We start from the raw sequence: 22,774 nt of genomic DNA on the forward strand, positions 1-22,774 counted from the left end.
TTGTTCCGTGACCCGACTGACACTGCCCCTTACAAACCTCGTATCAGCAGGCTGTGGAACACTCCGTTATCATGCGCGGACTTTCGAGATTCGAGATTGCCATGCGCCGTTTGCTCTGCCTGATGTTATTGATCCTGGCCCTGCCCGCTTCCGGTGCCGGACTGCTGGACAGCCGCCCGTCGCCAACCCTCGGCGGCGGCTCGCTGGATAACAGCAAGGACTTCCTGCCTGTGCGTCAGGCCTTTCAACTGAGCCTGATCGAAACCACACCTGAATCGATCATGCTGAGACTGGTCGCTACCGATGGCTATTACCTGTATCGCCATCGTTTCCAGTTCCGCACAGAGCCTGCCGATGTTGGTCTGGGCGAAGCACAACTGCCCAAAGGCGAACAGAAACACGATGAGTACTTTGGCGATGTCGAGGTCTATCACGGCATTCTCGACATCACCCTGCCACGCAAACCCGGCGAGCAACGCCCTTTCACACTCGCAGTCACGTACCAGGGCTGCGCTGACAAAGGCCTGTGCTACCCACCTGAAACCGAGCGCCTGAGCATTGGTGATGTGGCGGCAAGCCCGGCCGCACCGGCATCTGCAAACACCACAACCACCGCAGCAGCCTGGAGCTGGAAAGAACTGGCGCTGTTTTTCCTCGCAGGCGTAGGCCTGACATTCACCCCTTGTGTGCTGCCGATGCTGCCGATTCTGTCCGGCGTTGTATTGCGCGGACAGGTTGGCGGCCTGCGCGGGCTGAGCCTGTCACTGGCCTATGTGTTACCGATGGCGGCCTGTTTTGCCCTGCTGGGTGCACTGATGGGCGTATTCGGCGCGGGCCTGAATCTTCAGGCACGGTTGCAATCCGCATGGGTGCTGGTGCCATTCTCGGCATTCTTCGTGATTTTTGCCGTGGCCATGTTTGGCGCTTTCGAATTGCGCCTGCCGCAGTCGATCAGTTCTCGTCTGGACCGTATCGCAGGCAAGACCGAAGGCGGATCACTGTGGGGGGCGGCGGTGCTGGGCGTAGTCTCCAGCCTGCTGGTGTCGCCGTGCGTGTCGGCCCCTCTGGCCGGCGCGCTGCTGTACATCAGCGCCAGCGGCGATGCTGTCGGCGGGGCCTTGAAACTGTTTGCTCTGGGTCTGGGAATGGGCGCGCCGTTACTGCTGATCGCAACCGGTGGTGCCACCTGGCTGCCGAAAAGCGGCCCCTGGCTGGTGACCGTCAAAAACGCCATCGGCGTGCTGCTGCTGGCACTGGCAATCGGCCTGCTAAGCCGCGTTCTGCCAGGGCAGATCACGTTACTGCTGGTGGGTCTGCTGTCGGCTGGCGTCGCGCTGTTTCTCGGTGCACTGGAATTCGCCGAAAAGACCACACGACAGAAACTCGCCCAACTGCTTGGTCTGGCGCTGCTGGTCTATGCGCTGGCCTGCTGGTATGGCGCGCTGTCCGGGCAGACCGACCCCATGCGTCCGCTGGGCCGGGAATACCTGGCGGCAAACAATGGCACAGTCGCCTCGAACCCGAGTCAGTGGCAGACGATCAGCACATCCGCCGAACTGGACCGTGTGATGCAGGAAGCCCGGGACGCGGGTAAACCGCTGCTGCTCGACTGGTATGCCGACTGGTGCATCAGTTGCAAGGTCATCGAACATGAAGTTCTGCCGGATCCGGGGGTCGTCGCCGGCTTGTCGGGTTACAGCCTGATCCGCTTCGACATGACCGACAGCAATGCGGAGCAACGTGCCTTGCTCGATCGCTACAAGCTGTTTGGTCCGCCAGCGCTGCTGTTTTTCGCTAAAAACGGCGAAGAGCTGCAAACAGTTCGGGTTGTCGGCGAAATCGACGCAGCGGGGCTGATCGAGCGCCTGAACAGGGCAAATGACCAAAACTAAAGCCTGAGTCACAAACTTTGCGCGAATATCGCTCATCGTGCTGGCTACTGTTGTTAACTGGACAGTCCATTGCCCTTCCGGCATAGTCGCCGGGCGTAAACCGCTCGCAGACAATAAAAGGAACACGCAATGGCGACTATCCTGGTCCTGCACGGACCCAACCTGAACCTGCTGGGCACTCGGGAACCCGGGGTCTACGGCACTATCACCCTGCCTCAGATCAATCAGGATCTGGAGCAACGCGCTCGCGATGCCGGTCACCATCTGATGTATCTGCAAAGCAATGCCGAGTACGAACTGATCGACCGCATTCACGCCGCTCGCGGTGAGGGTGTGGACTTTATTTTGATCAACCCGGCCGCTTTTACGCACACAAGCGTTGCAATACGTGACGCGCTGATGGGAGTGAGCATCCCATTCATCGAAGTGCATTTATCAAACGTGCACAAACGCGAACCTTTCCGCCATCACTCCTACTTTTCAGATGTCGCTGTAGGAGTGATCTGCGGCCTTGGCGCCAGCGGTTACCGACTGGCCCTGGAGGCCGCCCTGGAACAACTGGCCGTAAATGCCAAGCCATGAGTGATCCGGCTCCGCGCCGGCCCACGGTTTGAACTTACAGCCTAAATGCCCTGACAGAACCTTGGGAGTTGATGATTGATGGATATTCGCAAAGTCAAGAAACTGATCGAACTGCTGGAAGAGTCCGGCATCGACGAGCTGGAAATACGTGAAGGCGAAGAGTCCGTACGGATCAGCCGTCACAGCAAGACGCCAGCGCAGCCTTACTACGCCCCTGCCCCGGTTGCCGCGCCAGTTGCCGCACCGGCTCCGGCTGCAGCGCCTGCTGCTGCAGAAGCGCCATCGGCTCCGAAACTGAACGGCTTTGTGGTCAGGTCGCCAATGGTCGGTACGTTCTACCGCACCCCGGCACCTACTTCGCCTGCATTCGTCGAAGTCGGCCAGACCGTCAAGAAAGGCGACACCATCTGCATCGTCGAAGCGATGAAAATGATGAACCACATCACGGCAGAAGCCAGCGGTGTGATCGAATCCATCCTGGTAGAAAACGGTCAGCCGGTTGAGTATGACCAGCCGCTGTTCACAATCGTTTGACCCGGGGAGAGCCTGCGATGTTGGAAAAAGTTCTAATCGCCAACCGCGGCGAAATTGCCTTGCGCATCTTGCGTGCCTGTAAAGAACTGGGCATCAAGACCGTCGCTGTACACTCCACGGCAGATCGCGAGTTGATGCACCTGGGCCTGGCGGATGAAACCGTCTGCATTGGTCCGGCACCGGCCAATCTGTCCTACCTGAACATCCCGGCGATCATTTCGGCTGCCGAAGTGACCGGCGCCACCGCGATCCACCCTGGCTACGGATTTCTCGCAGAGAACGCCGATTTCGCCGAACAGGTTGAAAAGTCGGGTTTTGCCTTCATCGGCCCGAAAGCAGACACCATCCGCCTGATGGGCGACAAGGTGTCTGCCAAGGACGCCATGAAGCTGGCCAACGTGCCCACCGTTCCGGGTTCCGACGGCCCGCTGCCGGAAGACGAAGCAACCGCTCTGCGCATCGGTCGTGAAGTCGGTTATCCGGTGATCATCAAAGCCGCCGGTGGCGGTGGTGGTCGCGGCATGCGTGTGGTTCATCGCGAAGAAGACCTGATCGAAGCTGCCTCCCAGACCCGCGCCGAAGCCGCGGCCTGGTTCAGCAACCCGATGGTCTACCTGGAAAAATACCTGACCAACCCGCGTCACGTGGAAGTCCAGGTGATTTCCGATGGCCAGGGCCAGGCGATCCACTTGGGCGACCGCGACTGCTCGCTGCAGCGTCGTCACCAGAAGGTTCTGGAAGAAGCACCGGCACCGTTCATCGACGAACAGGCGCGTACGGATGTTCTGGCGGCCTGCGTCAAGGCGTGTATCGATATCGGCTATCGCGGGGCGGGGACTTTCGAGTTCCTGTACGAGAACGGTCGTTTCTACTTCATCGAGATGAACACCCGTGTTCAGGTGGAGCACCCGGTATCGGAAATGGTCACCGGTATCGACATCGTCAAGGAGATGCTCAGCATCGCCGCCGGCAACAAACTGTCGTACACCCAGGATGACGTGGTCATCAAGGGTCATGCGCTGGAATGCCGGATCAACGCCGAAGACCCGAAAACCTTCGTCCCGAGCCCTGGCCTGGTCAAGCACTTCCACGCACCGGGTGGCAACGGCGTACGGGTTGATTCGCACCTGTACAGCGGTTACAAGGTGCCGTCCAACTACGACTCGCTGATCGGCAAGGTGATCACCTGGGGCGCAACCCGCGAAGAAGCCATGGCACGCATGCGCAATGCCCTGGACGAAATCGTGGTCGACGGGATCAAGACCAACATCCCGCTGCACCGTGATCTGACCCGTGATGAAGGCTTCTGCGAAGGCGGCGTCAACATCCACTACCTGGAGCACAAACTGGCCAATCAATAAGCCAGTGTGTTTCAGAACGACAAAGCCGCAGTGATGCGGCTTTGTTGTTTGCAGCACATAGCAGTAAACTTGCCCGCTTCCTGCGGCCGCACCGGCCGTTCAAGTCGCACTTATTTCAAGATCGAAGGTAATCCGCCATGCCTTGGCTGCAAGTCCGTCTCGCCATCAGCCCAGAACAAGCCGAAACCTACGAAGACGCCCTCCTCGAAGTCGGTGCAGTGTCCGTGACATTCATGGACGCCGAAGACCAGCCGATTTTCGAGCCAGAACTCAATACCACGCCGCTATGGGCACACACCCACCTGCTCGCGCTGTTCGAAGCCGACACCAACGCCGAGATGGCCCTGGCCCACCTGAGCCTGCTGACGGGAGAAGAACTGCCCGAGCACAGCGCCGAGGTCATCGAAGATCAGGACTGGGAACGCAGCTGGATGGATAACTTCCAGCCGATGTGTTTCGGCAAGCGCCTGTGGATCGTGCCGAGCTGGCATGCCGCGCCGCAACCGGACGCCGTGAACCTGCTGCTTGATCCGGGCCTTGCATTCGGCACCGGAACCCACCCCACCACTGCGCTGTGCCTCGAGTGGCTGGATGGCCAGGACCTCACAGGCTGCAACGTGCTGGATTTCGGTTGTGGCTCGGGCATCCTGGCGATCGCGGCCTTGTTGCTGGGTGCCGAGCAGGCCGTCGGCACCGACATCGACGTGCAGGCACTGGAAGCCTCTCGTGACAACGCCGGGCGCAACAATATTGCTGCCGAACGCTTCCCGCTGTACCTGCCCGAGGACCTCCCGCACCAGCAGGCCGACGTACTGGTCGCCAACATTCTGGCTGGCCCGCTGGTCTCCCTGGCACCGCAACTGGCCACACTGATCAGGACCGGAGGTCGCCTGGCACTGTCAGGCATTCTGGCCGAACAGGGCGAGGAAGTCGCTGCGGCCTATGCTGACAGCTTTGATCTGGACCCGATCGCAAACCGAGATGGCTGGGTACGCATCACGGGGCGCCGCCGTTAACCGCCGCTTCAACCGGACAGCCGCATGACCGACAGTTTCGTCACCCAGTGCCCGCACTGCCAGACCAGTTTCAGAGTCAGCCACGCCCAACTGAGCGTGGCCCGCGGCGTGGTGCGATGCGGAGCCTGCCTGCAGGTTTTCAACGCGGCCCGACAGCTGCTCGAGCAGCGCGCCATCGACGACTCCGAAAAGGAGGCCCGGACCCCCTTGCCGGTCGTCGCCGACAGGCCCGAACCAGAGCTCCTGTCGACGCACGAGCCCGAGCCGAAATCAGGGCCGGACAAGACGCCGGAAGACGATGACCCCTGGCAGGTCAGCGAGCTGGATCTGGACAACCTGAATCTGGACGAAGAACTGGCTCGCCTCGAACAGCGCGAAGCCCGACGTCCCGACACCTTTAGCCGTCCGGCCAGTGATATCGGCAATGACGATACAAGCCTGACGGCGAAGCGCGACAATCGCCAGACCGACGAGGCTGCGTGGGTCGACACGCTGCATAACGATGATGTCGAACGTTTGCCGGAGTTGCATGCCGAGGTCGTCCCGGACACCGACTTGCATGACGAACCGCAGCCTGTGTCGGACGACAAGCGTACCGAGCCGTCGCTGTCCCTTGTCAAGCACCTGGACGATGACGAGCCCGTAGTACTTGTTACCCCATCACGCAAAAGCCTGCCTGCCGAGAAAACGGAACGCTGGTCAGCCGTGGACGACGAGGATGATCGGGACAAGGACCACGAGCCTGAACCCGAACCGCGCGGCAGACGCAGCCGTAACGAACCGGCAGTACGCGATCAGGCACTTCTTGACCTGACTGACGATCCTTTGCAACTGGACTGGCAACGCCCGAAACCGCGCTGGGGCCGACGCTTCGCGTGGGGCCTGTTGATTCTGCTGGCGCTGGCAGGCCTGGCGGGCCAGTACGTCTGGTACCATTTCGATCAGTTGGCGCGACAGGACCAGTATCGTCCGTGGTTCCAGCAGATCTGCCCGCAAATTGGCTGCAAGGTGCCGACCAAGGTCGATATATCCCAGCTCAAGAGCAGCAACCTGGTGGTGCGCAGTCATCCCGAGTTTCAGGGAGCTCTGGTGGTAGACGCGATCATCTACAACCGCGCCTCGTTTTCGCAGCCATTCCCCCTGCTGGAATTACGTTTTTCCGATACCAGCGGTCAGTTGATCGCCAGTCGTCGGTTCAAGCCAGGTGAATACCTGAGTGGCGAAATGGCCGGCAAGGAAGAGATGCCGCCCCAGACGCCGATCCATATTGCGCTGGATATCCTTGATCCAGGTGCCAAGGCTGTGAACTACAGCCTGAACTTCCGTTCGCCGGAATGACAACGCTGCTGCCGCAGCGTTGGCCTTAATTGATGCAATACAGGCTTTTCAAGCTATAGAACGCTGCATGATCGCGGAAAATAGCAGATCGAACACCGCGCATTCGTCTTTAGCGAACGCAGCAAGAGTTGTTCAGATTTTATCCAATTCAGCCTTTATCCAGTCATCGAGAGCGGGTATCATGCCAACCCTTTTTCAAACTCTCGGTTCGATCTGACGGTGGCGCACGCGGCTGGCAGGACGGGCCGTTGCAGACCGGGTGAAACGTTTTTTTACATGGCCTGCGGATGATTTGGCCTCCACAACAGGTAAGGCTATGTCGGCAGTACGCATCGGCCCATATACAGTGCAAAACGGCTTGGTTCTCGCCCCGATGGCGGGCGTCACCGATCAGCCTTTCCGCCAGCTGTGCCGACGACTCGGTGCCGGACTTGTGGTGTCGGAGATGGTCACCAGTGACATGAGCCTGTGGAACAGCCGCAAATCGCGTCTGCGCATGATCCACGAAGGTGATCCCGAGCCACGCTCGGTACAGATCGCCGGTGGTGATCCGCAGATGCTGGCAGACGCAGCACGTGCCAATGTCGAACTGGGCGCCCAGATCATCGACATCAACATGGGTTGCCCGGCCAAGAAAGTCTGTAACAAGGCGGCAGGCTCGGCGCTGTTGAAAGATGAGCAACTGGTGAACGACATCCTGCAGGCCGTGGTGGCTGCGGTTGATGTACCCGTTACGCTGAAGATCCGCACCGGATGGGACCGCGACAACCGAAATGGCCTGACGGTAGCGAAAATCGCCGAACAGGCAGGCATTCAGGCACTGGCGGTACACGGACGAACTCGTGCCGACCTGTACACCGGTGAAGCCGAGTACGACACCATCGCCATGATCAAACAGGCAGTGTCGATACCGGTCTTTGCCAATGGCGACATCGATTCACCCGAAAAAGCCCGGCGCGTGCTACAGGCCACCGGCGCGGACGGGTTACTGATTGGCAGGGCCGCCCAAGGGCGTCCCTGGATTTTTCGCGAGATAGAACACTTTCTGCGTACCGGAGAGACACTCCCGGCCCTGCAGTCGAGTGAAGTGGAACGTATTCTGCTTGAGCATCTGGCAGCGCTCCACGTTTTCTATGGAGATGTGATGGGCGTGCGCATTGCGCGCAAACATGTCAGCTGGTATCTCGCAACCCTGCCGGGCGCCAGAGAGTTTCGCGCCCACTTCAATCGTTTGGAAGATACGGATGCACAGTGCGCCAACGTCCGGGAGTTCTTCAGCCAAGGCTGCAAGGGCCCGGATAACGAGAATGATAAAGAGGTGGCCGCATGACGATGATGACCGAGACTTTAGTGAGTGGAACAACACCCGTGAGCGACAACGTCAATTTGAAACAGCACCTCAACACGCCGAGCGAAGAGGGTCAGACCCTGCGCGGAAGTGTCGAGAAGGCGCTGCACAATTATTTCGCCCACCTCGAAGGCGCATCCGTCACTGACGTCTACAACCTGGTGTTGTCGGAAGTCGAGGCTCCGCTTCTTGAAAGCGTGATGAACTACGTCAAGGGCAACCAGACGAAGGCCTCCGAGCTGCTGGGACTGAATCGCGGCACGCTGCGCAAGAAACTCAAACAGTACGATCTGCTTTAAAGCATTCAAAACAGAAAAGGCGACCTTGCACCGCGGTCGCTTTTTTTTGCTGACTTCTTTTGCTTTTGATGGAAATCGAGATGACCGACCAGACTACCCGCCTGCCGATCCGCCGCGCTCTGATCAGCGTATCCGACAAGACAGGAATCCTTGAATTTGCCCGTGAGCTTGAAGCGCTGGGCGTCGAGATTCTCTCCACTGGCGGTACGTTCAAGCTACTCAGGGACAACGGCGTTGCGGCAGTCGAAGTGGCCGACTACACCGGCTTCGCCGAAATGATGGATGGCCGGGTCAAGACCCTGCACCCCATGATCCACGGCGGCATTCTGGGTCGACGCGGCACCGACGATGCCATCATGAGCGAACACGGCATCAAGCCGATCGATCTTGTTGCAGTCAATCTCTATCCGTTTGAAGCAACTGTTGCCAAACCTGGCTGCGATCTGCCGACCGCCATCGAGAACATCGATATCGGTGGCCCGACCATGGTCCGCTCCGCAGCAAAGAACCACAAGGACGTCGCAATCGTGGTGAATGCCGGCGATTACGGCCAGGTGCTGGAAAGCCTCAAGGCCGGCGGCCTGACATACGCACAGCGTTTCGACCTGATGCTCAAGGCGTTCGAGCACACCGCCGCCTACGACGGCATGATCGCCAACTACCTGGGTAGCGTCGACCAGACAGCTGAAACCCTGAGCACCGAAGGCCGCAGCCAGTTCCCGCGTACTTTCAACACCCAGTTCGTCAAGGCTCAGGAAATGCGCTACGGCGAGAACCCGCACCAGAGTGCGGCGTTCTACGTTGAAGCCAGACCTGCCGAAGTCGGCATTGCCACGGCAACCCAGCTGCAAGGCAAGGAACTGTCGTTCAACAACGTCGCCGATACCGATGCTGCACTGGAATGCGTCAAGAGCTTCGTCAAACCGGCCTGCGTGATCGTCAAGCACGCCAACCCGTGCGGTGTAGCGGTCTGCCCGGACGATGAAGGCGGCATTCGTCAGGCGTACGAACTGGCCTATGCCACCGACTCCGAATCGGCATTTGGCGGCATTATCGCCTTCAACCGCGAGCTGGACGCCGCAACGGCCAAGGCCATCGTCGAGCGTCAGTTCGTCGAAGTGATCATCGCACCGAGCGTCAGCGCCGAAGCCCGCGCCATTGTGGCCAGCAAAGCCAATATGCGCCTGCTGACCAGTGGTCAGTGGAGCGAGCGCCTGCCTGCTTGGGACTACAAGCGCGTGAATGGCGGTCTGCTGGTGCAGAGCCGCGACATCGGCATGATCACCTCGGCCGATCTCAAGGTGGTCACCCGGCGTGCGCCTACCGAGCACGAAATGCATGACCTGATCTTTGCCTGGAAAGTCGCCAAGTACGTCAAGTCCAACGCAATCGTCTATGCCCGCAATCGTCAGACCATCGGCGTCGGTGCAGGCCAGATGAGCCGCGTTAACTCGGCACGCATTGCCGCCATCAAGGCCGAGCACGCCGGACTGCAGGTGCAGGGTGCGGTCATGGCTTCCGATGCCTTCTTCCCGTTCCGCGACGGTATTGATAACGCGGCGAAGGTTGGCATCACTGCCGTCATCCAGCCCGGCGGTTCGATGCGTGACAGCGAAGTAATCGCTGCGGCAGACGAAGCGGGCATTGCGATGGTGTTCACCGGCATGCGCCACTTCAGGCACTAAACAGAAAAACGGCCGCACTGTCGCAGGCGTCTGCTGCGTTGGGTGGGGCTCCGCTGATGCTCATTGCCAGGAGGCAACTCCGCTCAGCGAAGCCCCACCCGCCTTGCATACACCTACGCCATTACGACCTCGTATTGCGGTATTGATCTTTTCAGACACACCGCGTACTCCAGAATCAGCGTCATCGAGGTTTTTGAAATGAATGTTTTGATCATTGGCAGCGGCGGTCGTGAACACGCTCTGGCGTGGAAAGTCGCTCAGGACCCACGCGTGCAGAAGGTATTTGTCGCACCGGGCAATGCGGGCACGGCGATCGAAGCCAAATGCGAGAACGTGGCAATCGACGTTCTGGCACTGGAACAACTGGCGGATTTCGCCGAGAAGAACGTTTCGCTGACCATCGTCGGCCCTGAAGTACCGCTGGTTGCAGGCGTGGTCGACCTGTTCCGCAGCCGTGGCCTGGACTGCTTCGGTCCGACCGCCGGCGCGGCGCAGCTCGAGGGTTCCAAGGCATTCACCAAGGATTTCCTGGCGCGCCACAAGATCCCCACTGCCGATTATCAGAACTTCACCGAGATCGAGCCTGCCCTGGCCTATCTGCGTGAAAAAGGCGCTCCGATTGTCATCAAGGCCGACGGCCTCGCGGCAGGCAAGGGCGTGATCGTTGCCATGACGCTGGCAGAGGCCGAAGACGCCGTACGTGACATGCTGGCTGGCAACGCCTTTGGCGAAGCCGGTTCGCGCGTCGTCATCGAAGAGTTTCTGGATGGCGAAGAAGCCAGCTTCATCGTCATGGTCGACGGCAAGAATGTGCTGCCAATGGCCACCAGCCAGGACCACAAGCGCGTCGGCGACGGTGATACCGGACCGAATACAGGCGGCATGGGTGCCTACTCCCCTGCTCCGGTAGTTACCGCCGAGGTTCATCAACGTGTCATGGATCTGGTTATCTGGCCGACCGTCCGAGGCATGGCCGATGAAGGCAACGTTTACACCGGCTTCCTCTATGCTGGTCTGATGATCGACAAGGCGGGTAATCCGAAAGTCATCGAGTTCAACTGCCGCTTTGGCGATCCGGAAACCCAGCCGGTCATGCTGCGCCTGCAATCGAGCCTGGTTCTGCTGGTCGAGGCAGCGCTGGCGCAGGCACTGGACAAGGTCGAAGCACAGTGGGACCCGCGTCCGAGCCTGGGTATCGTCCTGGCTGCCGGTGGCTACCCAGGCGATTACACCAAAGGCGCAGTCATCGAAGGCCTGGACGCTGCTGCGCAGCTGGAAGGCAAGGTCTTTCACGCGGGCACGGCCTTGCAGGATGATCGTGTCGTGACCAGCGGCGGTCGTGTACTGTGTGCCACAGCACTGGGTGACAGCGTCGACAATGCGCAGCAAAATGCTTATGCGCTGGCCGCTAAAGTTGATTGGCAAGGATGTTTTTACCGCAAGGACATTGGCTATCGTGCCATTGCCCGCGAGCGTGGCGAAGACCAGGAATAATCGACCGGGCCAGCCTTTCAATCGGGGCAGGCCCATTGACCCGGCATTCGCGGTTTTACCAGGCATTCACTCACGAAGGGATTTCATTGTGCGCTGGCTCAGGATTGCCATAGCCTCAATCGCTGGACTGCTGACCCTGCTGTTCATGCTTTCGGCGCAGGCCGAGCATGGCGCAGGCTGGTCTACGCTGCTCGACGAAAAGGCTCACCTGACGCTGGATGAAATTCGTTCGGCGCGCTATCAGAATCAATTCAGCCCCATCGAACTGGAACGTGTTTCTGCTGCCGATCGCGACAGCGCGGTGTGGTTGCATTACCACCTGCAACCTACCCAGCATGAACAGCTTCTGCGCATATTCGCCCCGGACCTCGCCAGTGCGGACATGTACGTCATGGACGGCGATCAGCAGATCGATCATCTGCGCACCGGCAACGAGGTGCCCAAGGACGATCAGCGCCTGCCCTCCAACGACTTCCTGCTGCCGATCCCGCAAAGCTCGGCCTCGCTGGACATCTATCTGAAGCTGGTCTCCACCCAGAAAATGCGCCCCAGCATTACCCTGGAGCCCGCCATCCAAAGTGCTGCCAACGAGACCGAACCGTTCCTGTTCGGCCTGCTTTTTGGCGCTCTGGCGATGCTGATCGTGCAGAACCTGACGCGCTACGGGCACACACGGTCGCGCAGTAATCTATGGCTTGCCGCCTGCGAAGCACTGCTCGGGCTCAGCGCCCTGCTGCTGCTTAACCTGCTCCGCCCGATCGACCCGTGGAATATTTCACAGACCCCAAGCGCGCATATTGCGTTGCTGCTGGCGGCAGTAGCAGGCCTGATCTACACCTATTGCTTCTTCGTCCACCGCAATGCCCGCAAGCTGGACCGTCTGTTGCTGGGCAACGCCGTGCTCATGGGTATCGGTACGTTACTGGTACTGCTGAACGACAGGCTGCCGATCAACATCCTGACCTTTGGCCTGGTTTCGCTGACCACATTGAGCATTCTGGCGGTGTCGATGTGGCACTGGCAAAAGGGCTATCGTTCGGCGCGCCTGTTTGTGCTCGGGATGATCACCTTCAATATTGGTTACATGGTAGTTCTGCCAGGTCTGCTCTGGCTGAGCCTGGTGCCGCCGCAATGGCTGATACTCGCGCTGCTCAGCGTGTTCTGCATCAGCGGGGTGCTGATGAGCCTGGCCCTCGGTGAACGCCATCGCAGCATCACCGAAGACCGTTTCAGCATCAGCCGCGATCAGGCTGCCAGCACCGCCGAAATCAACGCCAAAGCCGAATTTCTGGCCAAGATCAGCCACGAGATCCGTACCCCGATGAATGGCGTGCTGGGCATGACCGAGCTGCTGCTCGGCACGCCACTGTCCGTCAAGCAGCGCGATTATGTGCAGACCATTCACAGCGCCGGCAATGAACTGCTGACGCTGATCAACGAGATTCTGGACATCACCAAGCTCGAATCGGGGCAGATAGAACTGGACGACGTGCAGTTCGATATCGGTGCGCTGGTCGAGGACTGCCTGAACATCTTCCGCGCCAAGGCCGAGCAGCAACAGGTCGAGCTGATCAGCCAGATCCAGCCCCAGGTGCCGCGCGTCATCAATGGTGATCCGACTCGCCTGCGTCAGACGCTGTTGAGCCTTCTGGAAAATGCCCTGAAAAAGACTGACGAAGGCGAGATTCTGCTGGCCGTCGCCCTTGAGTCCTCGAAAAACGGAAAGACCCGCCTGCGGATTTCGGTGCAGGACAGCGGTGAATCGCTTTCCGACGAAGAGCGTGAAGAATTGCTGCACGCCGAACTGCACAGCCGCAACTTCCTCGCCAGCAGCAGACTTGGCGGCCATCTGGGGCTGGTCATCGCCCGCCAGTTGATTGTCCTTATGGACGGCGAATTCGGTATTCAGAACAGTGGCAGCCAGGGCAACACGCTATGGCTGAACCTGCCTCTGGATGCAAAGTTGCTGGAACAGCCGACCATCGATCTGGACAGCCCATTGAAGGATGCCAGGGTGCTGGTGGTCGATGACAATGATACCTGCCGCAAAGTGCTGGTTCAGCAATGCAGCGCCTGGGGCCTGAACGTCAGTGCAGTGGCGTCCGGCAAAGAGGCGCTGGCGTTGCTCAGGACCAAGGCACATTTACGCGACTATTTCGACGTGGTCCTTCTCGATCAGAACATGCCCGGCATGACCGGGATGCAACTGGCCGCCAAGATCAAGGAAGATCCGAGCCTGAATCACGATATTCTGCTGATCATGCTCACCGGCATCAGCAATGCGCCCAGCAAGATCATCGCTCGCAACTCCGGCATCAAACGCATTCTGGCGAAACCGGTGGCGGGCTACACGCTGAAGACGACGCTGGCAGACGAACTGACCCAACTGAACAAGGGCGTTGGCTTGCACAAACCGGGTCCGGTAATGAATACACCGGTAAGTGTGCCCGGCGACTTCCGGATTCTGGTGGCCGAAGACAACAGTATTTCGACCAAAGTGATTCGCGGCATGCTCGGCAAGCTCAACCTGAACCCCGATACGGCAAGCAATGGCGAAGAAGCGCTGCGTGCCATGAAGGCACAACGTTACGACCTGGTATTGATGGACTGTGAAATGCCGATACTTGACGGGTTCTCGGCCACCGAGCAATTACGTGCCTGGGAGGTCGGCAACCAGCGGGTGCGCACACCGGTCGTTGCACTGACCGCGCATATTCTCACCGAGCACAAGGACCGCGCACGCCAGGCCGGGATGGACGGCCATATGGCCAAACCCATCGAACTGTCCCAACTGCGCGAGCTGGTCGAACACTGGGTAGCTCACCGAGACAAGGCTCGCGGTATTGCGTCGAGCGGCGAGCAGTATCGGCACAAATGACAGCAACGGGAAAGGCAGCGAGTGGCCTGATAGACTGACGATGCCATCCACCTGCTGTCGAGTCGAAGCCATGCTTCACGTGTTGTTCAGCGTCTATCTGAAAATGCTGGTGCTTTACAGCCCGTTTTTCGTTCTTTCCTGCTTCATCAGTCTGACCCGTGGTCACTCGCGCAAGGAGCAACGGCGCCTAGCCTGGAAGGTCGCGCTTGCAACGCTGGTGTCAAGCGTACTGCTCTATCTGTTCGGAAGAGTGATTTTCGATGTCTTCGGAATCACCGTCGATGCATTCAGGATCGGTGCTGGCAGCGTGCTGTTCATCTCGGCGCTGGGCATGGCTCAGGGCAAGTCGGCCGTCCAGACCGACTCTGTTCAGCAGGATGTGACCATTGTTCCGCTGACCATTCCCCTTACCGTTGGCCCCGGCACCATCGGCGCGTTACTGGTCATGGGCGTCAGTCAGCCCCATTGGGACGACAAGCTCGCCGCCATCCTGAGTATTGCGCTGGCCAGCCTCACGGTTGGAGTAGTGCTTTACCTGTCCAACCGTATCGAACGGATCCTCGGCGATCAGGGTTTGCAGATTGTCAGCCGCTTGATGGGGTTGTTCGTCTGTGCGCTGGCCGCACAAATCATTTTCACCGGTATCAGAGGCTATCTGCTGCCCTGACCGGCTCAGATGAGCGCAGCCCGCACCAGGCCTTGTGCTCTGCCATCCAGATAACGCATGACGTCATCGCGATGTGCCGCGTAACCCTTGCTGTCAAAGGTGTAACTGCCGCCCTTGAAGTGAAAGAGCAAGCGTCGACTGCCCGCCGCGCGCTCGTCGACACTCAGATGCAGGCTGCAAAGCAGCAGAAGGATCCGGTCAGGCTCATACTTTTCACAGGGCACTACCTGAAAACTGCCCAGACGCCCCTTATCGAAACCGTTTTGAAAGTAGGACTCTGCCGCCTGATTCACCCCCATCGCCTTGACGGCACGCTGTACCAGGCTGCCGACTCGCTTGCGATCTGCAGGATTGCTGACGCTGAAGGTCGCCTGCAACAGATCGTCGACGTTGCTCACGACCAGTGAGTCGCCCAGCACCAAACCTCTTTGCTGTATGCCACGAGCCTTGAGTCGGCTGCGGTAGTAATGCATCCAGCTGTTCCACTGCGTCTTGAAATCAAACTGCCTGCCTGCGAACAATTGCGCATCCAGAAGTACATCCTGAATGTCCGTGCGCTCCTCGCTCGAAAGCCCCGGAAGAAATGCCACCATACTGGGGATATCACCTAGATACGCTGCATTGCCTGCTTCTGCATTCATTTGCGTTACTCCCTTCCTTGGGCGCCTGGCCACACTGCTAGAGCCTGATTATTTCGGCTACGGCACGATCAGTCAGGGCGTCCTGAACAGTCTGGCGAAAAGGTTCGAAGCTCTGGCGACTGAACCGGAACGCCGTACCGACCGCATGCACGCGCATTTCCCCTGCAAGTACCTGCCAGAAATGAAGCGCAGGTCTCAACGCCAATGTTGTCATCTGCAGACTGCACATGAGAATCGTCACTTCGTCTTCGCTGTGCATTAAGCAGGGCATGAGTTCAAAGCTTTCAGAACGTCCAGACGTAAACCAACTGCTGAAAAACGTTTTCGCGTGATCACTGCTCAGTAGCCTGTCGAACGAACTGCGGTATAACTGGCCAAGCTCAACAGTGCTATCGATCACTGGAAGCTGCAATTTGCCAACATCTCTGAAACTGTGAATTTTCAGATGTACGTCGTTGAGCGCTGCGCTGCGCCGCCCGCCATTGGCAAGAATGGCGTGCTGGTAAGCATTCAGCCATGCACGCCAAGTCCTGACAGGGGAGTAGCGATCCGTTGCGACAAGCCGGGCGTATTGCAGACAGCTCAGTATGTCCTCGCGCAAATCAGGCTCGACGTTCCGGGCAAAGGTCAGCAGGCTGGAGCCTGCCAGCAGAGTGTCATCCGGATCAGACATCAGGGTTGCCCCCCAAGCGACATGATCAGACCCGCACGCTTGCTCGAAAGCGCCGTGTCGATACTTTCGCGAAACCGTGAATAGAGCTGTTCGAGCAGTTGCATGGCATACACGGTCACAGCGACGTTGCCATAGATACTTTGCGGCTCAAGCACCTCGAAAAGAAAGCCGGATGACAACGGCTGGCGTGTGGCGACATTAAGCTGCGCCAGCGTCAGGTTGCGCTGAGCATCGACAAAACCCAGTTGCAGTACCACGTTGACCTGCAACTTTCCCGCATGATTCAAGCCGCTCTGTAGCGTCTGATTGCGTAACAACCGAAGTGCTGTATCACTGACCCGCTGATTGCAAACCTTGCGCATCAAGACCTCTGCGCGCTGGAGAACCTCCGGTGGCAAGCTCGGTGTGAGAGCCTGCGCCATGCAACTCCATATTGTCCAGGCATCCCCGACCCGCAAGGGCTCGCTGACATGTTCGCTGGCATTCAATACCCAGCCGAAACGCAGGGCCGCAGCGAGACGGGTTTCATTCCATTTTTCGAATTCGGCAAACTTGGGGTGCTGCTTTGATGCGGCCAACTGCACATACAGCAGCGAATCCAGCACATCGTTTTTCGAGGCAGCCTGCTGAGCAGCGGAAAAAAACAACACGCAGCCTGCGTTGACGACAACGGCATCCAGTTCCTGCTTCATGGGAAAATTCCTTTTATCCCGAACGCGGAGGCAACCTGTGCCTCCGCAAAAAAATCAGAGCTCAAACTCTGCGATCGCGCGCCTGGCGCTGTCGCCCAGCATTTTCTGGATCAGATCACGATGACGCGCATACAGCCTCGCATTGAGCACCAGGTTGTCCTCGCCCTTCCAGGTATTGACATGGGTATCCTGCCACTCCCAGAACAGGACATTGGTGACATCACTGTCGGCCTGGAAACTGACCGCACCCATGGCCAGGTTCACGGCCTTGTCATCGGATTCGATACAAGAGGCAATCCGGAAACTGCCACCGCGGTGTGTTTTGGTCTGGCCTTCGAACAGGCGCAGAGGCTCTTTTCTGGCTTTCAGCGCAGCGACGGCATCCGCAGCGACTTTGAGCATCAGCAACGATGCAGGCCCTGGTAATGCGGCAGCCGTAACGGCCGAGCCGAGGATCTCGAGGCCGACTTCGTCCATGGTGAAACGCTGCTGGGTAGCGCGATAACGGGCATAGTTCCAGCGGGTGGAGAGCCAGCCAGCCCTCGAGAGCGCTTCGTTGAATTTGCCATACCACTTCTCGGCCTGGGTTTCAGCGTTGAACGCCTTGTTGGCCGCAAGGGTGGCGAACAGAAAGGAGTCCATGACGTCTTCCTTGCTCTGGCGCGACATACCCTCGGCAAACGCCACCAGATTGCTCGCAACCACTGCGCCCTGGGAACGTTCATCGTCGGAGACGGAATCAGTCACGTCGCTTGCCCGCAGCAATTCGGGCTGTCTGGAAGCTGCGTACGCGATCAACGATGCTGGGCATTCAGCCAGCTCACAGGCGGCAAGGTAATCAAGATTGTCAGTAGTGCTCATTGTATTTTCCTGGTTCATTTCATTAGTCCTTTAATTCATGAGTCCTGAGAGACCGAAACGAGACTAACGAAATAAATCAGGCTGTTTTTCAAGCACATGCAGACGACACACTGACGTCGTCAAGACGGGTCGGGCTTCATCCGATAACGTGCTCAAAATTCAACCAGCGTGCCGCGCCCGGTAAATCGCGGAGGAGAGAAAATTCGATGGCAGGACAGGGAAATTGGCCACAAGCCTGGCAGTTTGAACAGCGCCAATTCACTCAGGCACCCAAGCCAAAATGTACGGCCTGAATGCCTGTACCGCTTAGGGGTTTCAGAACTTTCTCACAACAAATCCAACGCATGCATGACAGCCCACCGGGCTCATGCTGTAGGTTTTTCGCCATACCAACGCGGCGTGTAGACCCACTTGCCACCTTCACTGCGAGGAAACGTGCACGTCAGAGAAGAGCCGATCAACACCATGGTTCGCATGTCCACCTGTTCCGGTGTCAGTTCACCCAGCGTAATGACGCGCAGTGTCTGGCCAGGTCGGCCGATGTCGCGCCCCAGCGTAACGGGTGTTTCAGGAGTACGATGTTGGCGGACAATCTCCAGCGCCCGCCCCAGTTGCCAGGGTCGGGAGCGGGAAATCGGGTTGTAGAAGGCCAGCGCAAGATCTGCCTGACAGGCGAGGTCCAGACGCTTTTCGATGATTTCCCAGGGCTTGAGGTTGTCGGAGAGCGACAGCACGCAGAAATCATGCCCCAACGGAGCGCCCGCCTGGGCTGCCGTTGCCAGAGAAGCCGAGACACCCGGCAGAATTTCCAGCTCGACGGCATGCCAGTGCTCGTTGTCTGACTCATGCAGCGCTTCAAGTACCGCCGAAGCCATGGCGAAGACGCCCGGATCACCGGACGACACCACGACCACCGAGCGGCCCTGCGCGGCGAGTTCAAAGGCATGCCGGGCACGCATCATTTCCTCACGATTATCGGTGCAGTGCAGCACCTGATCGGCACGAAACGGCCCCGCCATGCGAACGTAGGTTTCATACCCCAGCACATCATTGGCACCGGCCAGCTCAGTCTTGACCGCAGGCACCATAAGGTCTGCCGCACCGGGGCCCAGACCAATGACGGCAAGCCGGCCGCGCTTGCGTCCGATGCTCTGCACGTCCAGCGGTTGAGTGGCCACGGCAATCGACAGGCTGTCGTTGACGCAGACCGGTGGCAGCAGTTGCGGTACAGCGTTCATCGCCATCTCGCGGGCCGAGCCGGCAGTGGCAAACCGCACAGGCACATTCAACTCGGCAGCGGCCAGATGCAAATGCCCATTGGCCATCTGCTCCTCTGCGGCCAGCAGGCAGGCCAGGGACTGAGGCGCAATACGTGCGTCGCGCAGGGCCGAGCGTACGCTGTCAGCCAGTTCATCGGTAATGTCAGTCACTGCAACGAGTACATTTCGCGGGTAGATCAGCAATTCATTGGCCGAAGGCTCGCGCACCATACTGCCAACATGGATCGCCAGCGCGGCGTGTGGATCCTCGGGCAATTGCGCCTGGGCCAGCCACGGAGCCTCGCCTTCGATGCGCACGGGCTCGCCGGACAACAGGTCGGAAACAAAACGTTTGCCCAGCTCCAGATCGCCCAGTGCATAGCCGCTCGGCGGGTTGAGCAGGCAGGTGCCGAAACGCAACTCGCCGCTGGTAGTGATTGCGGGCGAAACACCCAGCCCGCTCGCGATACTGCGCGCCAGGACATTCACCCCGCCAAGGCCGCCCAGCAAGGGCACCACGGCGCTGCCGTCTTCGGCGACGGCGAGGACCGGCGGTTCGGCACCTTTCTCCAGCAGCAACGGGGCCAGCGTGCGGATCACGATGCCCGCAGCGCACAGGGCAATGATGGGAGTGTTGTGTTGGTACAACTGACGCAGCAGCGCGCCAAACTCGCTGTAAGTGCTGTCGGCACCCTGCACGCGCTCGGCCAGGCCATGAATCAGCGCATCGGGAAACATCTGCTGAATGCGCCGCGCAGTAGCAAGGCTGCCATTGCCGAGGATGACGATGGCCGGAGTATTGAGAGTCATCAGCCTTGCCACCTGTCGCCAGGGACGATAATCAGCGAAAAATACGGCGAAGACATCGGGTCTACCTGATCCAGTGGCACGATTTTCTGATTGGCCATCGTGGCGCGCTCGACATACAGCGCACGCCCGGCCATGCCCAGTTCGGTCAGAACCTCGCGTACCTTGTGGAAGTTGCGTCCCAGTTTCATGATGACCGCCGCATCGGCGTCGGCCAGCTTGCGTTTCAGGTCGTCATGGGACAGCACGCCGGACAGCACCGACAGGCTCTGGTTGCGATACACCAGTGGCGCACCCAGCACCGAAGCGCCCCCCAGCATCGAACACACGCCCGGGATCACTTCCGCCTCGTAGCGCTCGGCGAGACGATCGTGCAGGTACATGTAAGAACCGTAGAAAAACGGATCGCCTTCGCAGATCACCGCCACATCACGTCCGGCGTCCAGGTGTGCTGCAATGTGCAGGCTGGACTCGTCGTAGAAGTCGCTGATGACTTTTTCGTAGGACAACGGTGCAGGCAATGCTTCGGTGGTAACCGGGTAGACCAGCGGCATCAGGGTCTGAACGTCCTGCAGGTGCGCTTCGATAATGCCGAATGCATTGCCCTTTTTACCCTTGGCCACGAAGTACGCCACCACGGGCGACTCACGCAGCAGACGCAGAGCTTTGACGGTGATCAGTTCCGGGTCGCCGGGACCGACGCCCAGGCCAATCAATCGACCGCGAGCCTGCATCATTCGATCTCCGTGGCCAATGCGTTGACAGCGGCCACAGCCATAGCGCTGCCGCCACGACGGCCCTGCATGATCACGAACGGTACACCCCGGCTGTCTGCGGCAAGCATGGCCTTGGACTCGGCAGCACCGACAAAGCCGACCGGAAAGCCAAGAATCAAGGCAGGTTTCGGCGCTCCGGCATCAAGCATTTCCAGCAGGTAGAACAACGCGGTGGGTGCGTTGCCGATCACTACCACGCTGCCTTCCAGGTGCGGACGCCACCGTTCAAGCGCCACGGCGGAGCGCGTGTTGCCCAGTTCAAGGGCCATTTCGCGTACACCGTCGTCATGCAATGTGCAGATGATCGGGTTGTTAGCGGGCAGCCGGGTACGGGTGATGCCTTCGGAGACCATGCGCGCATCGCACAGGATCGGCGCACCCGCCGCCAGGGCATTGCGCCCGGCCGTACCGGCACCTGGCGAGAAGCGCAGGTCTTCGATGACTTCGACCATCCCGCAGGCATGGATCACGCGCACGGCGAGTTTTTCCAGGTCGGCGGGGATCGTGTCCAGGCGCGCTTCGGCGCGAATGATCGAGAAGGAGTTGCGATATATCTCCTGACCATCGCGGATGTAATCAATCATGCAATGCTGCTCCGTGAGTCGGCGTTCAACTGCGCACCGACTGCTTCAATAGTAAGGTCACGCGCGCGCAGCACACCGAAACCGGAATGCGCTACGTCGCGAAAATAAAGATCGTAACGGCCGGGCGAGACGGCCAGCAGGGTGACTGGCGCGACGTGGGCCGCGGCACAGGAGCGCGTGCAGCCACTCAGATGGACGGCCTGGCTGGCCGTCAGACCGGCAGCCAGTTGCAGTGCGTCAGCCTTGGTATCGGCCAGTCCTTTTGCGCAACCGGCAGAGCCGGTGCACGCGAGCATCTGCGCCAGCGGTTGCCGGGCCGAACACAGGAGACCCGCAGCCTGCAACGCATCCATCACCACAGCCGCTCGCTCGACCGGCACATTGGGCAACAACACGCTCTGCCAGGGCGTCAGGCGCAAGGTGCCGTCGCCCTGATCGGCAGCCAGTTGCGCGACACTGGAAAGCGTCGACGCATCAAGGCGCCCTAACGGTACAACAGCGCCCACTGCCACTTGATCCGGCTGTGCCTGTGGATAAACGCCGATATGGCGATTGCCCTGAGTTGCCGGACGCCGCCACCGGGTGATCGCGTGATCAACCCGCAACGTACAGTCGAGTCGGGTCGAAAGCCGGCGCAACACATCGTCGATCGCTACCTCGGCCAGCAGATGGCGCATACGCGTGTGTTGTGGACGGGCCAGATCGAGAAACAGCTCCAGCAGCGCGATCACCAGCTTCTTTCCGTGAGCCAGAGGCACAGCGGCAACTGGCTGATCATGGGCCGGGCAACCGGCCAGGCCGAACGCCAGCAGCACCTCGTCATCGAGTTTCAACGCCGACAGCCATACATCATGTGGGTGTTCCAGCATTATCAGTGCTTCACCTGCATCCAGCGACAACGCGAATTTGGGTGACAGCTCATGAAAACGCGGGTGACTTTCCAGCACATCGAGAATCTGCGCCGCCAGCGGCCGGGCATCGAACAGCATCTGCGGGTCCAGTCCGGCGGTCGGGCTGAGCATCAGGTTGCGCACATCGTCGCTGGCAGGGTTGGCCGGGCCAAGCCCGGCCGCCATCAGCGATGTTATCAGCCCGTCGTGATCGGCACCGATGCCGCGAATCTGCAGATTGGCGCGGTTGGTGGCTTCGATAATACCCTGCGCATAAGTCTGCGCAGATTCGGCGACCGCCGTGGCCTGAGCGCTGGTGATAACTCCGCCCGCCAGCTTGATCCGGCAGATCCCGCCGTCCAGTGCCGGGACGATACGCAGCAACCCCGGACAGGCCGAGGGGCGTAGCGTTGCAGAGGATGTGCGAGCGGACTGCGGCTCGTTCAAATGGATCACCCGGTATGAACTGGACGTGGATTAGAGCACTTGTACCCCGT

General features: G+C 59.5%; 20 protein-coding genes. 12 read left to right on the top strand and 8 right to left on the bottom strand.

The window, feature by feature from the left end; all coding sequences use genetic code 11:
* The first annotated feature begins 101 nt into the window (after positions 1-101).
* From MME58_RS22560 to MME58_RS22615, 12 genes are all read left to right on the top strand, one after another.
* Positions 102-1,892, top strand: a complete 1,791-nt coding sequence (locus tag MME58_RS22560) for a protein-disulfide reductase DsbD (protein WP_267898489.1) — start codon at positions 102-104, stop codon at positions 1,890-1,892.
* Between the two features lie 129 nt (positions 1,893-2,021).
* Positions 2,022-2,474 (top strand): type II 3-dehydroquinate dehydratase, encoded by a 453-nt coding sequence (aroQ, locus tag MME58_RS22565; protein WP_054986585.1) that lies wholly within the window; start codon positions 2,022-2,024, stop codon positions 2,472-2,474.
* A gap of 78 nt (positions 2,475-2,552) precedes the next feature.
* Complete coding sequence (accB, locus tag MME58_RS22570; RefSeq protein ID WP_054986586.1) at positions 2,553-3,008, top strand: acetyl-CoA carboxylase biotin carboxyl carrier protein; 456 nt, start codon at positions 2,553-2,555, stop codon at positions 3,006-3,008.
* A 17-nt stretch (positions 3,009-3,025) separates the two neighbouring features.
* The gene (gene accC, locus MME58_RS22575) at positions 3,026-4,369 is read left to right on the top strand and encodes an acetyl-CoA carboxylase biotin carboxylase subunit (protein ID WP_055004760.1); all 1,344 of its coding nucleotides are present in this window, start codon (positions 3,026-3,028) and stop codon (positions 4,367-4,369) included.
* Positions 4,370-4,506: 137 nt separating this feature from the next.
* Positions 4,507-5,385, top strand: a complete 879-nt coding sequence (gene prmA / locus MME58_RS22580; RefSeq protein ID WP_054986588.1) for a 50S ribosomal protein L11 methyltransferase — start codon at positions 4,507-4,509, stop codon at positions 5,383-5,385.
* A gap of 24 nt (positions 5,386-5,409) precedes the next feature.
* Positions 5,410-6,723: a DUF3426 domain-containing protein gene (locus MME58_RS22585; RefSeq protein ID WP_055004761.1), complete on the top strand. Its 1,314-nt coding sequence runs from the start codon at positions 5,410-5,412 to the stop codon at positions 6,721-6,723.
* A 316-nt stretch (positions 6,724-7,039) separates the two neighbouring features.
* Positions 7,040-8,053 carry a tRNA dihydrouridine synthase DusB gene (gene dusB / locus MME58_RS22590; protein WP_054986590.1) on the top strand — a complete coding sequence of 338 codons (1,014 nt, stop codon included), beginning with the start codon at positions 7,040-7,042 and terminating at the stop codon, positions 8,051-8,053.
* Entirely contained in the window at positions 8,050-8,370 is a 321-nt protein-coding gene (gene fis, locus MME58_RS22595; protein WP_002555375.1) for a DNA-binding transcriptional regulator Fis, read from the top strand. Before dusB ends, fis begins: the two co-directional genes overlap by 4 nt.
* 80 nt (positions 8,371-8,450) lie before the next feature.
* Entirely contained in the window at positions 8,451-10,055 is a 1,605-nt protein-coding gene (gene purH, locus MME58_RS22600) for a bifunctional phosphoribosylaminoimidazolecarboxamide formyltransferase/IMP cyclohydrolase (protein WP_055004762.1), read from the top strand.
* 198 nt (positions 10,056-10,253) lie between these two features.
* Positions 10,254-11,549 (top strand): phosphoribosylamine--glycine ligase, encoded by a 1,296-nt coding sequence (gene purD / locus MME58_RS22605; RefSeq protein ID WP_055004763.1) that lies wholly within the window; start codon positions 10,254-10,256, stop codon positions 11,547-11,549.
* An 88-nt stretch (positions 11,550-11,637) separates the two neighbouring features.
* Positions 11,638-14,427, top strand: a complete 2,790-nt coding sequence (retS, locus tag MME58_RS22610; protein ID WP_054986593.1) for a hybrid sensor histidine kinase/response regulator RetS — start codon at positions 11,638-11,640, stop codon at positions 14,425-14,427.
* Between the two features lie 70 nt (positions 14,428-14,497).
* Positions 14,498-15,094 (top strand): MarC family protein, encoded by a 597-nt coding sequence (locus tag MME58_RS22615; protein ID WP_054986594.1) that lies wholly within the window; start codon positions 14,498-14,500, stop codon positions 15,092-15,094.
* Positions 15,095-15,099: 5 nt separating this feature from the next.
* Here MME58_RS22615 and MME58_RS22620 read toward each other — a convergent pair whose 3' ends face one another.
* The 8 genes from MME58_RS22620 to cobG all read right to left on the bottom strand — a co-directional run bounded on the left by MME58_RS22620 (position 15,100) and on the right by cobG (position 22,724).
* A complete protein-coding gene (locus tag MME58_RS22620) occupies positions 15,100-15,735 on the bottom strand; it encodes a hypothetical protein (RefSeq protein ID WP_054986595.1) in 636 nt (211 codons plus the stop codon).
* Positions 15,736-15,772: 37 nt separating this feature from the next.
* Entirely contained in the window at positions 15,773-16,408 is a 636-nt protein-coding gene (locus MME58_RS22625) for a hypothetical protein (RefSeq protein WP_055004764.1), read from the bottom strand.
* Positions 16,408-17,100 carry a hypothetical protein gene (locus tag MME58_RS22630; RefSeq protein WP_055004765.1) on the bottom strand — a complete coding sequence of 231 codons (693 nt, stop codon included), beginning with the start codon at positions 17,098-17,100 and terminating at the stop codon, positions 16,408-16,410. Before MME58_RS22630 ends, MME58_RS22625 begins: the two co-directional genes overlap by 1 nt.
* 54 nt (positions 17,101-17,154) lie before the next feature.
* Positions 17,155-17,979: a hypothetical protein gene (locus MME58_RS22635; RefSeq protein ID WP_055004766.1), complete on the bottom strand. Its 825-nt coding sequence runs from the start codon at positions 17,977-17,979 to the stop codon at positions 17,155-17,157.
* 347 nt (positions 17,980-18,326) lie between these two features.
* Positions 18,327-20,030 (bottom strand): precorrin-3B C(17)-methyltransferase, encoded by a 1,704-nt coding sequence (cobJ, locus tag MME58_RS22640; RefSeq protein WP_055004767.1) that lies wholly within the window; start codon positions 20,028-20,030, stop codon positions 18,327-18,329.
* A complete protein-coding gene (locus MME58_RS22645) occupies positions 20,030-20,761 on the bottom strand; it encodes a precorrin-2 C(20)-methyltransferase (protein ID WP_054986651.1) in 732 nt (243 codons plus the stop codon). The genes cobJ and MME58_RS22645 overlap by 1 nt, the downstream gene beginning before the upstream one ends.
* A complete protein-coding gene (locus MME58_RS22650; RefSeq protein WP_054986600.1) occupies positions 20,761-21,387 on the bottom strand; it encodes a precorrin-8X methylmutase in 627 nt (208 codons plus the stop codon). Before MME58_RS22650 ends, MME58_RS22645 begins: the two co-directional genes overlap by 1 nt.
* Positions 21,384-22,724 (bottom strand): precorrin-3B synthase, encoded by a 1,341-nt coding sequence (gene cobG, locus MME58_RS22655; RefSeq protein WP_082427001.1) that lies wholly within the window; start codon positions 22,722-22,724, stop codon positions 21,384-21,386. The genes MME58_RS22650 and cobG overlap by 4 nt, the downstream gene beginning before the upstream one ends.
* Between the last annotated feature and the right edge of the window lie 50 nt (positions 22,725-22,774).

This window comes from Pseudomonas syringae pv. tagetis (assembly GCF_022557255.1).
Taxonomy (GTDB): domain Bacteria; phylum Pseudomonadota; class Gammaproteobacteria; order Pseudomonadales; family Pseudomonadaceae; genus Aquipseudomonas; species Aquipseudomonas caricapapayae.

What these genes read in the sequence shown, in the direction of transcription:
- MME58_RS22560 (WP_267898489.1), top strand. Translation starts at nt 102, where the DNA reads ATGCGCCGTTTGCTCTGCCTGATGTTATTGATCCTGGCCCTGCCCGCT.
- aroQ (WP_054986585.1), top strand. Translation starts at nt 2,022, where the DNA reads ATGGCGACTATCCTGGTCCTGCACGGACCCAACCTGAACCTGCTGGGC.
- accB (WP_054986586.1), top strand. Translation starts at nt 2,553, where the DNA reads ATGGATATTCGCAAAGTCAAGAAACTGATCGAACTGCTGGAAGAGTCC.
- accC (WP_055004760.1), top strand. Translation starts at nt 3,026, where the DNA reads ATGTTGGAAAAAGTTCTAATCGCCAACCGCGGCGAAATTGCCTTGCGC.
- prmA (WP_054986588.1), top strand. Translation starts at nt 4,507, where the DNA reads ATGCCTTGGCTGCAAGTCCGTCTCGCCATCAGCCCAGAACAAGCCGAA.
- MME58_RS22585 (WP_055004761.1), top strand. Translation starts at nt 5,410, where the DNA reads ATGACCGACAGTTTCGTCACCCAGTGCCCGCACTGCCAGACCAGTTTC.
- dusB (WP_054986590.1), top strand. Translation starts at nt 7,040, where the DNA reads ATGTCGGCAGTACGCATCGGCCCATATACAGTGCAAAACGGCTTGGTT.
- fis (WP_002555375.1), top strand. Translation starts at nt 8,050, where the DNA reads ATGACGATGATGACCGAGACTTTAGTGAGTGGAACAACACCCGTGAGC.
- purH (WP_055004762.1), top strand. Translation starts at nt 8,451, where the DNA reads ATGACCGACCAGACTACCCGCCTGCCGATCCGCCGCGCTCTGATCAGC.
- purD (WP_055004763.1), top strand. Translation starts at nt 10,254, where the DNA reads ATGAATGTTTTGATCATTGGCAGCGGCGGTCGTGAACACGCTCTGGCG.
- MME58_RS22615 (WP_054986594.1), top strand. Translation starts at nt 14,498, where the DNA reads ATGCTTCACGTGTTGTTCAGCGTCTATCTGAAAATGCTGGTGCTTTAC.
- MME58_RS22620 (WP_054986595.1), bottom strand. Translation starts at nt 15,735, where the DNA reads ATGAATGCAGAAGCAGGCAATGCAGCGTATCTAGGTGATATCCCCAGT.
- MME58_RS22625 (WP_055004764.1), bottom strand. Translation starts at nt 16,408, where the DNA reads ATGTCTGATCCGGATGACACTCTGCTGGCAGGCTCCAGCCTGCTGACC.
- MME58_RS22630 (WP_055004765.1), bottom strand. Translation starts at nt 17,100, where the DNA reads ATGAAGCAGGAACTGGATGCCGTTGTCGTCAACGCAGGCTGCGTGTTG.
- MME58_RS22635 (WP_055004766.1), bottom strand. Translation starts at nt 17,979, where the DNA reads ATGAACCAGGAAAATACAATGAGCACTACTGACAATCTTGATTACCTT.
- cobJ (WP_055004767.1), bottom strand. Translation starts at nt 20,030, where the DNA reads ATGACTCTCAATACTCCGGCCATCGTCATCCTCGGCAATGGCAGCCTT.
- MME58_RS22645 (WP_054986651.1), bottom strand. Translation starts at nt 20,761, where the DNA reads ATGCAGGCTCGCGGTCGATTGATTGGCCTGGGCGTCGGTCCCGGCGAC.
- MME58_RS22650 (WP_054986600.1), bottom strand. Translation starts at nt 21,387, where the DNA reads ATGATTGATTACATCCGCGATGGTCAGGAGATATATCGCAACTCCTTC.